This window comes from Hydrogenophaga aromaticivorans (assembly GCF_013387465.1).
Classification (GTDB): Bacteria; Pseudomonadota; Gammaproteobacteria; order Burkholderiales; family Burkholderiaceae_C; genus Hydrogenophaga; species Hydrogenophaga aromaticivorans.
Genome location: NZ_VYGV01000005.1, coordinates 17,652 through 29,836 on the forward strand (window position 1 = coordinate 17,652; position 12,185 = coordinate 29,836).

At 67.3% G+C, this 12,185-nt stretch carries 13 protein-coding genes; 6 read left to right on the forward strand and 7 right to left on the reverse strand.

Annotation, left to right across the window (positions count from 1 at the left end; genetic code table 11):
* Positions 1-15: 15 nt before the first annotated feature.
* A complete protein-coding gene (locus F3K02_RS03925; RefSeq protein ID WP_246309165.1) occupies positions 16-1,320 on the reverse strand; it encodes a hypothetical protein in 1,305 nt (434 codons plus the stop codon).
* A 203-nt stretch (positions 1,321-1,523) separates the two neighbouring features.
* Between F3K02_RS03925 and F3K02_RS03930 the strand changes: the two genes are divergently transcribed.
* A complete protein-coding gene (locus tag F3K02_RS03930) occupies positions 1,524-2,681 on the forward strand; it encodes an alpha-hydroxy acid oxidase (protein WP_177133541.1) in 1,158 nt (385 codons plus the stop codon).
* A gap of 125 nt (positions 2,682-2,806) precedes the next feature.
* Here F3K02_RS03930 and F3K02_RS03935 read toward each other — a convergent pair whose 3' ends face one another.
* The gene (locus F3K02_RS03935) at positions 2,807-3,811 is read right to left on the reverse strand and encodes a BLUF domain-containing protein (RefSeq protein ID WP_177133543.1); all 1,005 of its coding nucleotides are present in this window, start codon (positions 3,809-3,811) and stop codon (positions 2,807-2,809) included.
* Positions 3,812-3,928: 117 nt separating this feature from the next.
* On the opposite strand from F3K02_RS03935, the gene F3K02_RS03940 reads away from it, so the two are divergent.
* A complete protein-coding gene (locus F3K02_RS03940; protein WP_177133544.1) occupies positions 3,929-4,447 on the forward strand; it encodes an anti-sigma factor in 519 nt (172 codons plus the stop codon).
* Between the two features lie 8 nt (positions 4,448-4,455).
* Positions 4,456-4,686 (forward strand): DUF3079 domain-containing protein, encoded by a 231-nt coding sequence (locus F3K02_RS03945; protein WP_177133546.1) that lies wholly within the window; start codon positions 4,456-4,458, stop codon positions 4,684-4,686.
* Between the two features lie 204 nt (positions 4,687-4,890).
* On the opposite strand, the gene F3K02_RS03950 is transcribed toward F3K02_RS03945, so the two are convergent.
* Positions 4,891-5,613, reverse strand: coding sequence for an SIMPL domain-containing protein (locus F3K02_RS03950; RefSeq protein WP_177133548.1), 723 nt, complete (start codon positions 5,611-5,613; stop codon positions 4,891-4,893).
* An 83-nt stretch (positions 5,614-5,696) separates the two neighbouring features.
* Here F3K02_RS03950 and F3K02_RS03955 point away from each other — a divergent pair, with 83 nt between their 5' ends.
* Both F3K02_RS03955 and F3K02_RS03960 read left to right on the forward strand, forming a co-directional pair.
* Positions 5,697-7,007 (forward strand): Y-family DNA polymerase, encoded by a 1,311-nt coding sequence (locus F3K02_RS03955; RefSeq protein ID WP_177133550.1) that lies wholly within the window; start codon positions 5,697-5,699, stop codon positions 7,005-7,007.
* On the forward strand, positions 6,970-7,815 hold the full coding sequence (locus F3K02_RS03960; protein ID WP_177133552.1) for an enoyl-CoA hydratase-related protein: 846 nt from the start codon (positions 6,970-6,972) through the stop codon (positions 7,813-7,815). The genes F3K02_RS03955 and F3K02_RS03960 overlap by 38 nt, the downstream gene beginning before the upstream one ends.
* Before the next feature lie 27 nt (positions 7,816-7,842).
* Here F3K02_RS03960 and F3K02_RS03965 read toward each other — a convergent pair whose 3' ends face one another.
* The 3 genes from F3K02_RS03965 to F3K02_RS03975 form a co-directional block, all read right to left on the reverse strand.
* Positions 7,843-8,433: a CBS domain-containing protein gene (locus F3K02_RS03965; protein ID WP_177133554.1), complete on the reverse strand. Its 591-nt coding sequence runs from the start codon at positions 8,431-8,433 to the stop codon at positions 7,843-7,845.
* Between the two features lie 154 nt (positions 8,434-8,587).
* On the reverse strand, positions 8,588-9,805 hold the full coding sequence (locus F3K02_RS03970) for a 6-phosphofructokinase (protein WP_177133556.1): 1,218 nt from the start codon (positions 9,803-9,805) through the stop codon (positions 8,588-8,590).
* A gap of 64 nt (positions 9,806-9,869) precedes the next feature.
* Positions 9,870-10,238 (reverse strand): TspO/MBR family protein, encoded by a 369-nt coding sequence (locus tag F3K02_RS03975; RefSeq protein ID WP_177133558.1) that lies wholly within the window; start codon positions 10,236-10,238, stop codon positions 9,870-9,872.
* Between the two features lie 157 nt (positions 10,239-10,395).
* On the opposite strand from F3K02_RS03975, the gene F3K02_RS03980 reads away from it, so the two are divergent.
* A complete protein-coding gene (locus F3K02_RS03980) occupies positions 10,396-11,457 on the forward strand; it encodes a histone deacetylase family protein (RefSeq protein WP_177133560.1) in 1,062 nt (353 codons plus the stop codon).
* A 141-nt stretch (positions 11,458-11,598) separates the two neighbouring features.
* Here F3K02_RS03980 and F3K02_RS03985 read toward each other — a convergent pair whose 3' ends face one another.
* Positions 11,599-12,147, reverse strand: a complete 549-nt coding sequence (locus F3K02_RS03985) for a DUF3455 domain-containing protein (RefSeq protein ID WP_177133562.1) — start codon at positions 12,145-12,147, stop codon at positions 11,599-11,601.
* Positions 12,148-12,185 lie beyond the last annotated feature (38 nt).

The window sequence follows — 12,185 nt, forward strand, 5'->3', positions numbered from 1 at the left end:
AGCGCAGCCGCCGGGTCAGCGGCCGAAGATGCCGCGCAGGATGCTGCCGGCCGCGCCGGGCAGACCCGAGGGCTTCTCTTCCGGCGCCTCGGCGGGAGCGCTGTTGCTCTCGCTGCCGCCGGCCATGCCCCCCATGTCCACGCCCAGCATGGCCATGGTCTGGCTCTTGGTGCGCACGCGCACCGTCCACTCCGGCTGCCAGGACTTGGGTGCATTGGCCGGGCGCGCCGGGTGGCTCAGGTGGCTCTCGGGGCCGTAGGCGATCATGCGCAACATGGCGCCGCCCGCCTCACCCCCCGGGCTGGCAAAGATGCCCTGCGGCACGGCGCACTCGGTGGTGCCCGGCGACAGCAGCACCTTGTCTTTCACCCACTTGGCGCTGGTGCTTTCGGTGAGGTAGTCGAACAGGCCGAGCCCGGCGTCACCGTTGTCGGCGCTGGACCAGAGCACCATGTCCTGCCCCACCGCGCCCATGGCGTGCAGGTGGTAGGCGTGGGCGCGCGGCACGGTCAGCCAGCTCAGCTGGATGCTCTCCGTGAGCTGCCCCTGGCTCTGCAGGCGGATGGCGGACATGAGGTCCTGCCGCTCGGCCAGCTGGAAGCGCATGGACCCGGGCACGCCTTCGCCGCGCACCTGGTGTTCACCCACGAGCGAGGTGTCGGCCTTCGGGTTCACGGTGTTCTTCTCGTTGGGGTAGAGCGCGTGCTGCGCACCCACCTTGGCGGCGCGCTCGGGCGCGTGCCGCCCGGCCAGCACCGGCGCCCACTGCGCCGGGTTGCTGGCGAGGTTGATCACCTTGGGCTGGCCGGGGCGCACCTTGTCGCCGCAACCCCAGTACACCAGCAGGCGGCCCTTGACCTCGGGCACCTCGCCGGGAGCGCTGTCACCCGGCTCCTTGAAACTCGGGCTGGGCGGCACCAGCGGCAGCTGCTCGCCCATGCCCATGGTCGGCGGGATCGCGAGCACCGCCTCGGTGCCGGGTTTGCGAGGGTTGTAAAGCGCGAGGTCGATCACGCGGTTGGGCGGGAAGGCGCCGGTCAGGCTGGGTCCGCTGCCCTGCTGGATGAAACGGCCGCTGGCGTGGCCGTAGGTCTGCGAACCGCCACCGCCACGACCGCCGCCGAAGAGTCCGCCGATCATGCCGCCAACACCGCCCTGCAACATCTCGGGCATGCCGGTCATGGTGGAGGTGGACAGGTCAACCCACAACTGCGTGGGCGCCGTCTGCGCCTGCGCCACCACAGGCGCCAGCGCCAGTGTGGCGGCTGCCGCCAGGGGTTGAAGGACTTGAACGGCGTGCTTCGAAAAACGGTGCTTCATGGTGTTCCTCCGGTGCGTGGGCTCCCAGCCAAATCATGATACGCCGGGCACCTGACGCCTCCAAGGCGGTTCAGCACGGCGACATCCACCGGTTGGGGCATCAGAAATTTCAAACCCCTCTGTCCCGCTTTCACAAGCCTTTTCCGGTCGGCCTCGCTAACATCGCGGGCAGTTCACCCATCGCCACCCCGGAGACAAACCCCATGACCGTGATCACCACCATCGAAGACCTGCGCGTGCTGGCCCAAAAGCGCGTGCCGCGCATGTTCTACGACTACGCCGATTCCGGCTCCTGGACCGAGAGCACCTACCGCGCCAACAGCGACGATTTCCAGAAAATCAAGCTGCGTCAGCGCGTGGCGGTGAACATGGAGAACCGCACGACGGCCACCACGATGGTGGGCCAGGCCGTGAAGATGCCGGTGTGCATCGCGCCCGTGGGGCTGACGGGCATGCAGAGCGCCGACGGCGAGATCAAGGCGGCCAAGGCGGCCGAACGCTTCGGCATCCCGTTCACGCTCTCGACCATGAGCATCTGCTCGATCGAGGACATCGCCCAGCACACCACGGCGCCGTTCTGGTTCCAGCTCTACATGATGCGCGACCGCGAGTCCATGGCCCGCATGATCGAGCGCGCGCGCAAGGCCAAGTGCAGCGCGCTGGTGCTGACGCTGGACCTGCAGGTGATCGGCCAGCGCCACAAGGACCTGAAGAACGGCCTGACCGCGCCGCCCAAGCCGACCATTGCCAACATCATCAACCTGATGACCAAGCCGCGCTGGTGCCTCGGCATGGCGGGCACGCGCCGCCACAGCTTCGGCAACCTGGTGGGCCACGTGAAGGCAGTGACCAACATGAAGTCGCTGGCCTCGTGGACCAACGAGCAGTTCGACCCGACGCTGTCGTGGGAAGACGTGGCCTGGGTCAAGGCGCAGTGGGGCGGCAAGCTGATCCTGAAGGGCATCATGGACGTGGAAGACGCCAAGCTGGCCGTCGCCAGCGGGGCCGATGCCATCGTGGTCAGCAACCACGGCGGCCGCCAGCTAGACGGTGCGCCCAGCAGCATCGAAGCACTGCCCGCCATCGTGGCCGCGGTGGGTGACCAGATCGAGGTGTGGATGGACGGCGGCATCCGCAGCGGGCAAGACGTCCTGAAGGCCTGGGCCTTGGGCGCACGCGGCACCATGATCGGCCGCGCCATGGTCTACGGCCTGGGTGCCATGGGAGAAGAAGGCGTGTTGAAAGCGCTGGAGATCATCCACAAGGAACTCGACATCACCATGGCCTTCTGCGGCCATACCAACATCCAGAACGTGGACCAGAGCATCCTGCTGCCAGGAACGTTTCCCAAGGCCGCCTGAGGGTCTAGCCGGAGCGACGTGCCAAACCCAGAGCGCGGTGGAACCGGCTCCGCCGGGCCACTCGCGCTGCCCCTTGAGGGGCGGAGCGGTTACGCGCAGCGAACAAGCGACGGGGGGGTGTCCATTCACTCCAGCGCGTTCAGCGCTGGCAGCAAGGCCGCCCAGTAGTCCTCCAGATCGGGCCTGCCCGTGCGCGTGCGGGCCACGCACCAGGCCAGCCCTTGGCGCTCGACCTGTTCCATCAGGTCGGTGGTCAGCTCCGCTTGCGTTCCCAGTCCCACGATGGTGGGCAAATGGTGCACCTGGCGGCAGGCCGCCAGCACCCGATCAACGATGCGCTGGTTGGCGGTCGCATCCTGGTCGAGCAGCACCACCACCGCCGTGTAGTCGGGCAGGAATGCGTGTGTCATGCCCATGGCCAGCCCCTTGCGGGCGTTCGCGATCAGCCGCAGCCCCTGCCGACCATGGGCAGGCAGGTCAAGGTAGTCGCTCTCCACGTCGGGGGCATCGTCGGCGGCGCCAGCGAAGCGGCGACGCACCAGGGGCTGCCGCTGCACGCGCGCCAGCCAGGTGATCAGGTCGAACGCTCGGGCGCCTCGCGCCGACAGCAGCATGATCCGGGGGTACTGGCCCAAGGGTGTCGGCATGGCGGCCACGGCCGGCGAGCAGAGCGCCAGCCACACGCTGGCCGGGTCCACCACCTGGCCCGACTCGAAGCGGTCCAGCTGCTCGAACACACGCAGGCCAAAGGCGTCGGGCCGTTCGGGCGTCTGCACGATGGCGCCGATCCAGGGGCGGAACAGCCGGGGCCGCCCCACGCTGCGGTGAACCACCTTGATCCCCTGATGCCGTGGATCCTGCGCCACGCGTTGCAACAGCGCCTGGATCGCGCCCTCCGGTCCTTCCATCCATTCGACGAACCAGCCGCTCATGTACAGCAGCGCCACACGAATACCCTCCGGCCCGTTGTGTGCCAAAGCGTGGTCGCGGATGCGGCGCATCTCGTCCAGCACCGCCTCCTGCACCAGACACACACTGGCATACACCAGGCGGCCAACGGGCAGCGTGGGCACCTCTGACCCGCTGTCGGGCCAGTCGGTGATGGTTTGGTCGGATTCGTTGATGGACATCGCAGCGAAGTCGTCTAGCGTGGGGTGCGTGGGAGAATGCGCGTGCCTGAAGCTCCCGAAAAGGGGCCGATGGTAATCCCACTTCACCTGGATGGGAAAAAGAAAACCGCCACAGCCATGACATCCATCAACTCCTCCGAAATTTCCGATCGCCGCGTCAGCCCCTGGTGGCGCGCACTGGCCATTTTTTTGCTGCTGGTGCTGCTGATCGGCTGGGCGGCCCACAGCAGCATGATGACGCAGCTGCAGGCGCAGATCCAGCACGCACAGGCCCGGCTGGTCGAGGTGCCGCAGATCCGCCAGGTGAGCTTGTTGCTGGACAACCAGCAAAAACCCGCCATGCTCGCCACCTACAACCCCAAGGACGGAGCGCTGCTGCTGCAGCGGCTCAACGACGTGAAAGAAGGCCGTGAAGACAGCATGCAGGTCTGGGCCATCGTGGGCGACGCCGCACCGCGTTCGCTGGGCGTGATCGAGAGCAAATACAAGACGCTGCAGATGCCGGTGAAGGAGGCCGATCTGCAAGGTGTGACCGAGCTGGCCGTCAGCGCCGAGAACAAAGGCGGCGTGCCCGCCGGCACCGGCCCCAGCCTGCCGTGGCTGTTCAAGGGCTGGCTGGTGGTGAAGTCGATCTGATCCGCCCCTTGGCCAAACGCTTCCCCGTCAACCCGCCCCACCCGGAGCGCAACTGCTGGGGTTGCGACCGCTTCTGCGCCGCCGATGCCCTGCTGTGCGGCAACGGATCGGAACGCACGCAACACCCGATCGAAACCTTCGGCCCGGGCTGGGAAAACTGGTCCGGCATTCCCGGAGACATGGACGGCGACGCGGTGAAGGCAGAGATGCCTGCCACCGATGCAGGCCCCACCGGCTGAGCCCGTTCAGCCCGGCGTGGCCTGCCTGCGACCGATCACCTCAGATTTCCAGGCTCCGGAGCACCACCCCGACACATGAAGCGGTGCAGCCCAGGGCATCTCCGGCGCGACATGCCCGAACCGAGAACCCGGCGGAACCGGCTTTGCCGGGCCGCATCGGGTTGCCCCCTTTGAGGGGGTCGCGCGAAGCGCGGCGGGGGTGACTCACTCCAGCTCGTATTCGAACGTGCTCACCACGCGCAGGCGCTTGCTGCGCGAGCTGCCGTCATCAAAGTCGTTGCCGTCGGTGCCGGTGATGCGGATCGCGCCCTGGTTGGCGTTCTTCAGCGGGCCGAGGCTGGCGCCGGCTTCGGCGGCGAACTTGTCGGCCTGCTCGCGGGCGTTGCGCGTGGCTTCGGCGAGCAGCGGGGCCTTGATGTCGTTGAAGCCGCGCAGCTGGTAGCGCGGGCCGCTGGCGCCTTCGCCGTCGCCCCCGAGCTGGATGCCGCCCTGGATCAGCGGGTCCACCGCCAGCGCGGCGCTGGCCACGTCGGCCACCCGGTTCGTTTTCACCAGCACCTGGCCGCTGCCGTTGAAGCGGAACGGCACATTGCCCTGCGCGTAGTCGCGCGCCATCAGGTCTTGCACCTGCAGCGGCCGGGCTTCGAGTTCGGCGTCGGTGAATCCGCGCTCCTTCAAAAAGGCCAGCACCTTTTCGCGGTCGGCGGCCAGCGCCTGCTGCACGGTACCGAACTCGTTGCCGGCGCGGCGAAAGCTCAGTGTCCAGATGGCGAAATCGCTCTCCACATCCTTCTCGGCCAGGCCTTTGACCGTGACCGAGCGGTCCGACATGCGGAAGCGCTCCAGGCCCTGGCTCACCGAAAACCCGGCGACGGCGATGCCCGCGCCCACGAGCAGGGCGGCGATCAGGCGGGACAGTGTGTTCATGTTGGTGCTCCCGGAAAACGGCGGCGCGACGGCGCTGCTCTGATCGGCCATCTTAGCCCGCAGCGCTGCACCGCCACAGCGCTATGCTTGGCGCCGTGACCGCTCCCGCCCACCCGACCGACCCGCTGCCCCGGCGCATCGCGCACCTGGACATGGACGCGTTTTTTGCGTCGGTGGAGCTGCTGCGCTACCCGCAGCTCAAGGGCCTGCCGGTGGTGATCGGTGGCGGGCGGCGGCGCGAGGACGATGTGCTGGCCCGCCTGCGCGAGGCCTACCCGGAACGCGACTGGTCGGACGGCGACCTGAGCCGCATCCCGCTCGAATTTTTCCCCCGCCTCTCCGGCTACACCGGGCGCGGCGTGATCACCACCGCCACCTACCCGGCGCGCCAGTTCGGCGTGGGCTCGGCCATGGGGCTCATGAAGGCGGCCAAGCTCTGCCCGCAAGCCATCCTGCTGCCGGTGGACTTTGACGAAGTGCGCCGCATCTCGCGCCTGTTCAAAAGCACCATCCTGGAGATCGCGCCGGTGATGGAAGACCGCGGTGTGGACGAGGTCTACATCGACTTCACCCACGTGCCCGGCGGCCAGCGCGAGGGCGGGCGCGTGCTGGCGCGGCTCATTCAAAAGAGCATCTTCCAGGCGACCGGCATCACCTGCTCCATCGGCGTGGCGCCCAACAAACTCATCGCCAAGATGGCGAGCGAATTCAACAAGCCCAACGGCATCAGCATCGTCTGGCCCGATGACCTGCAGGAAAAGATCTGGCCCCTGCCCTGCCGCAAGGTCAACGGCGTGGGACCGAAGGCCGATGAGAAGCTGCAGGGGTATGGCATCCACACCATCGGCGAGCTGGCGGCGCGCGACCCCGGCTGGCTGATCGAGACCTTTGGCAAGAGCTACGGCGCCTGGCTGCACGCCGTGAGCTGGGGCCGCGACGACCGCCCGGTGGTGACCGAGAGCGAGCCGGTGAGCATGAGCCGCGAAACAACCTTCGAGCGCGACCTGCACGCGGTGCGCGACCGCGCCGAGCTGGGCGCGGTGTTCACGCGGCTGTGCGAACAGGTGGCCGACGACCTGCAGCGCAAGGGTTATGCGGGCAAAACCATCGGCATCAAGCTGCGGTATGACAATTTCCAGAGCGTGACGCGCGACGTGACGATCGATCACTTCACCGCCGACGCCGCCACCATCCGCCGCCAGGCGGGCCTGTGCCTCAAGCGTGTGGATCTGACCCGCCGCATCCGTCTGCTGGGCGTGCGCGTGGGCAAGCTGGTCAAGCCCGGGACAGAAGGCGAACAAGCCTCGGGCTACAGTGAAAGCCATTCCACCCGAACCGCCAGAGACAAGGCCTCCGATGAACACACCGACCTGCTTTTTCCTGAGCTCGACTGAAGACCACGTCGCCCACCTGGTGCTCAACCGCCCCGAGGCGATGAACACCATGCACCCCACCTTCTGGCGCGAGCTGGACGAGGTGCTGACGAAGCTCCACACCGAAGGCACGGCGCGCGCGCTGGTCATCAGCAGCACGGGCAAACACTTCAGCGCCGGCATGGCGCTGGAGACGTTCAGCGGCGCCATCGCCATGGACGACCAGAGCCCCGAAGGCCGCGCCGCCATCTTCGACCTGCTGACCGACATGCAGGCCACGTTCACGAAGATCGAGGCCCTGCGTTTCCCGGTGATCTGCGCCATCCAGGGTGGCTGCATCGGCGGCGCGGTGGACATGGTCACGGCCGCCTGCATCCGCTACGCCACGGCCGACGCCTTCTTCTGCATCCAGGAAATCAACATCGGCATGGTGGCCGACGTGGGCACGCTGCAGCGCCTGCCCAAGCTGATCCCGTTCGCCGTGGTGAAGGAAATGGCCTACACCGGCCGCCGCCTGCCGGCGCAGCGCGCATTGGCTTACGGATTGGTGAACGAGGTGTTCGACACGGCGGAGGCGATGCTGGCCGCCGCGCTGCAATGCGCGAAAGAGATCGCCAGCAAGCCGCCGATCGCGATCTGGGGCACCAAACAGGCCGTGAACTACGCGCGCGACCACTCGGTGGAAGACAGCCTGCGCCAGATGGGCTGGTTGCAGGGCGCAATCTGGAGCAACGCGCACGTGCGCGAGTCCATCACCGCCATGAAGGAAAAGCGCGCCGGCAGCTTCACGCCGCTCTCGGCGTTGCAGTCGTTCAAGGCACTGGGCTGAAGCCTGCGGCGGCCGGTCCGCGCGCTTTCAGGCTGCCAGCGACACCCGGATTTCGGCGAAGTTGCTCGCCGTTTCAATCACGTCGATGGGCTTGCCCAGTTGGCGCTCGATCTGCGTTTGCGAGAACACACCGCGCACCCGCGGACCCTGGCCGTTCTCGCCCTTCTGCACCACCAGCATGTGGCGACGGCCCACATGCTTGAGCGTGGCCACCACCTTGCCGACGGTGGCGTGCGCGAGGTCGTCGAGGTCGATCGCATCCAGTTGGCCCAGGGGCGACATCACGTCGGCCACGGTCAGGTCTTCGTAGCGGACGCCGCGCTGGTTGATCACCTGCATCGGGCGTTCACCCTCCAGATCCGTCGAGGTGATGAGCCCGTCCATCCAGGGGATCTCGCTGACCACGAACAGCAGGCGCACCCCCTGGTGGATCATGGTCTGGCGCGCCTCGTTCAGGCCCATGTCGGGCGCGATGGTGGCCGCGCGCACATGGGTGAGATCGGTCATGACCGCTCGCCCGGGGGAACTCAGCGTCACGGGCACGCCCATGTGGGGCTGCGCCTGGGCGATGCAGGTGCCCTGGGGGAAACGGAAGGTGGGGAGGATGGCAGATTTCACGGTTCGCTCGCTTTCTGACAACAGGGTCACAGAGGGCAGGACGTGCGCCACGCACCAGCCGCGCTGGCGGTGCTTCGGCTGGACAACAGACTATCAGCCCCCGCCACCGTTCACAAGAGACCAAGCCCCAATCAGCGCGATATGAATCCGACCATCAGCCCTGGTTCAGCACCTTGGCCACCGGGTTGTAGCGCAGGCGGTAGGCGTCGGGCATGTCCGAGCCGAGCAGCGGGCGCAGGTAGAGGCGGAAGGCATCGGTCACATCCGTGCCGCTGGCGGTGATGAACTCGTCTTCCATGGTGCGCGTCTTGCCGGCCACCGCTTCCAGCGGCAGCAGCTCGTAGTCGGCCGAGTAGAAGCCGGTGCGCTTGATCGCCACCGAGCCGTCGACCTTGCCCCACATGGCGAACTGCACCGCCTTCTCGCCCACCTCGCGCGCCTCGCGCTGGTCCACGTCGGAAACGCAGCCGATGAAGCTGCGCTGCAGGTAGCCGAAGGTGTCGCCGCGCACGCGCTTGATGCCCAGCTTGTTCTTGATCTCTTCGCACAGCAGATCGGCCAGCGCGCCGGTGCCACTGAGCTGCACGTTGCCGTGCGCGTCCTTCTCCACGTCTTTCGCCAGCTGCGTGATGATGGGCTGGCCGGATGCGTCGTGGATGCCTTCGCTCACCGCGATCACGCAGCGGCCGTGGCGCTGGTACATGGCCTTCACGTCGGCGAGGAACTTCGGGATCTCGAACACGCGCTCGGGCACGTAGATCAGGTGCGGGCCGTCGTCCGGAAACTTCTTGCCCAGCGCCGACGCGGCGGTGAGGAAACCCGCGTGCCGGCCCATCACCACGCCCACGTAGACGCCGGGCAACGAAGCGTTGTCGAGGTTGGCGCCGGCAAAAGCCTGGGCCACGAAACGCGCCGCCGAGGGGAAGCCCGGCGTGTGGTCGTTGCCCACCAGGTCGTTGTCGATCGTCTTGGGGATGTGGATCGAACGCAGCGGGTAGTTCGCCTTGCGCGCCTCTTCGCTCACGATGCGCACGGTGTCCGACGAGTCGTTGCCGCCGATGTAGAAGAAGTGCTCGATCTCATGCGCCTTGAGCACCTTGAAGATTTCCTGGCAGTACTTCAGGTCGGGTTTGTCGCGCGTGGAGCCCAGCGCCGAGGCCGGCGTGCGCGCCACGGCTTCGAGGTTGTGGCTGGTCTCCTGGGTGAGGTCCACGAAGTTTTCATCGACGATGCCGCGCACGCCGTGGCGCGCACCGTAGACCAGCTTCACGTTCTGGAAGCGCCGCGCCTCCAGCGCCACGCCCACGAGCGACTGGTTGATGACGGCGGTCGGGCCGCCGCCCTGGGCGACGAGGATTTTTCCGGATGACATGGGTGCTCCTTCGGAGGGTGAAAGGAAATCGGGACGACTTGAGAGTCGTGCGTTGGATCGGGGATCACCCCAGCAACGCGGGATTGGTCTGCCAAAGTGTCCAGTTTAGACAGGACGCAAATGCCACCCAGGCCAGGTAAGGCAAGAGCAGCGCGCCCGCCAGAGGCCGGATGCTCCAGAAAGCAGCGCAGGTGAGTGCGATCAGCCCCCAGAGCACCAGCCAGGCGGCGACCGCCATCATGGCGAACAACCGCGTCCACACCGGACCGAACAGCCAGTCCGGGGGTGCCCAGGAAGGTTGCGCGAGTCCGCTGTAGAACGCCTTGGCGTTCACAGAGGCAACCGCGCCCACGCCTGCGGTGGAGAAACACAGCGTCAGCCAACCGGCAAGACCGATCAGTTGCCGGGAGCGGGGAAGGCTCAGGGTCGTCATGTGGGGTGCTCTGGTCAAGAAGCATGAGCGCGTGCAGGCCACGTCTGGTGCCTGGAGGGCATCGTAGTTGGCTTTGTGGCGCCCGACCGTTCGGTACCGATCATCCCCTGGGAAAGTGGTGCTGACCGCTGATGTGCCCCATGCGAAACTGCCGGAGATGAAAACCTTCCACAACCCCCACCACGCCCTGCACCAGGGGCGCGAAGAGATGTTCCGCGGCCGGATGGTGCCGTGCCACGAGGTGCCGGCGCGGCTGGACTTTGTCTTGACCGAGCTGCAGCGCCGGCCGCTGGGCGAATTGCTCACACCCGGGATCAGCGATGCCGAACTGGACACGGCGATCGCCGGCGTGCACAGCGCGCGCTACACCGCTTTCCTGGCCGGCGCCTGGGACGAGTGGGTCGCCATGGATCCGGCGAACGCGCAGCGCGATGCCCTGCCCTCGGTTTGGCCGCTGGGCAACCGCCACGCCTTCCGCACCGACGTGCTGCCACAGAATTTTACGGCGCGCCTGGGCCTGTTTTCTTTCGACTCGGGTTCGCCGCTGATGGCGGGCACCTGGGCGGCGGCGCGTGGCGGCGCGGCCTGTGCGCTGGCCGCAGCGCGCGAGGTGTTGGGCGGTGCGCGCAGCGCGTTCGCGCTCACACGTCCGCCCGGCCACCACGCGGGGCCGGACTTCTTTGGTGGGTACTGCTTCCTGAACAACGCCGCGATCGCGGCGCAAACGCTGCGCGACGGCGGCCAGCAGCGCGTGGCGGTGCTGGACGTGGACTACCACCACGGCAACGGCACGCAGACCATCTTCTACGAACGCGCCGACGTGCTCACGGTGTCGATCCACGGCGACCCGGCCACCGAATACCCCTTCTTCCTCGGCCATGCGGACGAGCGCGGCGCCGGCGCAGGACTGGGCTTCAACCTCAACCTGCCGCTGCCGCGCGGCACCGGTTTCGAAGCCTGGTGTGCGGCGCTGGACACCGCCATCGACGCGATCGACGACTTCAACGCCGACGCGCTGGTGGTGCCCATGGGGCTGGACACCTTCGAGGGCGACCCGATCTCGGGTTTCACCCTCAAGAGCGAGGACTACGACACCGTGGGCCGGATGATCGCGGCGGCCGGCGTGCCCACGGTCTTCGTCTTCGAGGGCGGCTACGCGGTGGCCGAGGTCGGCGTCAACGCGGTCAACCTGCTCGAAGGTTTCTGCCGCTCAATCTGATGTCATACAGCCCTGGCTTGCGTGGGATCCACACCCCTTCGCACGAAGCACCGCCTACCCAAGGGCACCGCCGGGCTGGCTCCGCCAGACGGCCAGTGCCGCCCCCCTGGAGGGGGGTGCCGCGAAGCGGCGCGGGGGGTGTCACACGGGCCTCCAGAAGATGTAGTCGGCCTGGTAGTTGACGATCTGTTTGCTGCCCATCTTGGCCGCATCGCAGGCCATGGCCGGCGCCACGCCGCCCTGCGTCTTCACGCGCTGGATGTAGCTCACGCCCTGCATGGCGCCCATGCCCATGGCCGGGTTGGCCTTCACCAGTTGCAGGGGGATGCTGCCGGCCATGGCGGGCGCCACGGCGAGCTGGGTGGCGGTGAGTTTGGAGCCGTCCATGCTCTCCCAGGTGGCGGGCGGGCCGTAGTACTTGCCGACCTGTTGGCCGTTGCGGCCCATCAGTTTGGCGTCGGGGCCGACGAAGACCCACTCGAACTGGCCGGCCATGTCTTTCTTGGTGCGGCACTCGTACGTGATCTGGCCCACACCCACGGTTTCCATGGCGACCTTGTGACCGGCGGGCACCTGCACGGTGGCGGGCAGGCCGGCCTGCGAATACGCCATGGCCGGTGCGCTCATGTTGGAGGCGCAGGCAGACAGGGCAAGAACTGCGGCGGCAGCCAGGGTTGTTTTGATGAACATGGAAAAACTCCTCGTGGCGGTTGAAAAGAAAAACAGGT

Excerpts from the sequence above, each read along its gene's own strand:
- F3K02_RS03925 (WP_246309165.1), bottom strand. The coding sequence starts at position 1,320 with ATGAAGCACCGTTTTTCGAAGCACGCCGTTCAAGTCCTTCAACCCCTG.
- F3K02_RS03930 (WP_177133541.1), top strand. The coding sequence starts at position 1,524 with ATGACCGTGATCACCACCATCGAAGACCTGCGCGTGCTGGCCCAAAAG.
- F3K02_RS03935 (WP_177133543.1), bottom strand. The coding sequence starts at position 3,811 with ATGTCCATCAACGAATCCGACCAAACCATCACCGACTGGCCCGACAGC.
- F3K02_RS03940 (WP_177133544.1), top strand. The coding sequence starts at position 3,929 with ATGACATCCATCAACTCCTCCGAAATTTCCGATCGCCGCGTCAGCCCC.
- F3K02_RS03950 (WP_177133548.1), bottom strand. The coding sequence starts at position 5,613 with ATGAACACACTGTCCCGCCTGATCGCCGCCCTGCTCGTGGGCGCGGGC.
- F3K02_RS03955 (WP_177133550.1), top strand. The coding sequence starts at position 5,697 with ATGCTTGGCGCCGTGACCGCTCCCGCCCACCCGACCGACCCGCTGCCC.
- F3K02_RS03960 (WP_177133552.1), top strand. The coding sequence starts at position 6,970 with ATGAACACACCGACCTGCTTTTTCCTGAGCTCGACTGAAGACCACGTC.
- F3K02_RS03970 (WP_177133556.1), bottom strand. The coding sequence starts at position 9,805 with ATGTCATCCGGAAAAATCCTCGTCGCCCAGGGCGGCGGCCCGACCGCC.
- F3K02_RS03975 (WP_177133558.1), bottom strand. The coding sequence starts at position 10,238 with ATGACGACCCTGAGCCTTCCCCGCTCCCGGCAACTGATCGGTCTTGCC.
- F3K02_RS03980 (WP_177133560.1), top strand. The coding sequence starts at position 10,396 with ATGAAAACCTTCCACAACCCCCACCACGCCCTGCACCAGGGGCGCGAA.
- F3K02_RS03985 (WP_177133562.1), bottom strand. The coding sequence starts at position 12,147 with ATGTTCATCAAAACAACCCTGGCTGCCGCCGCAGTTCTTGCCCTGTCT.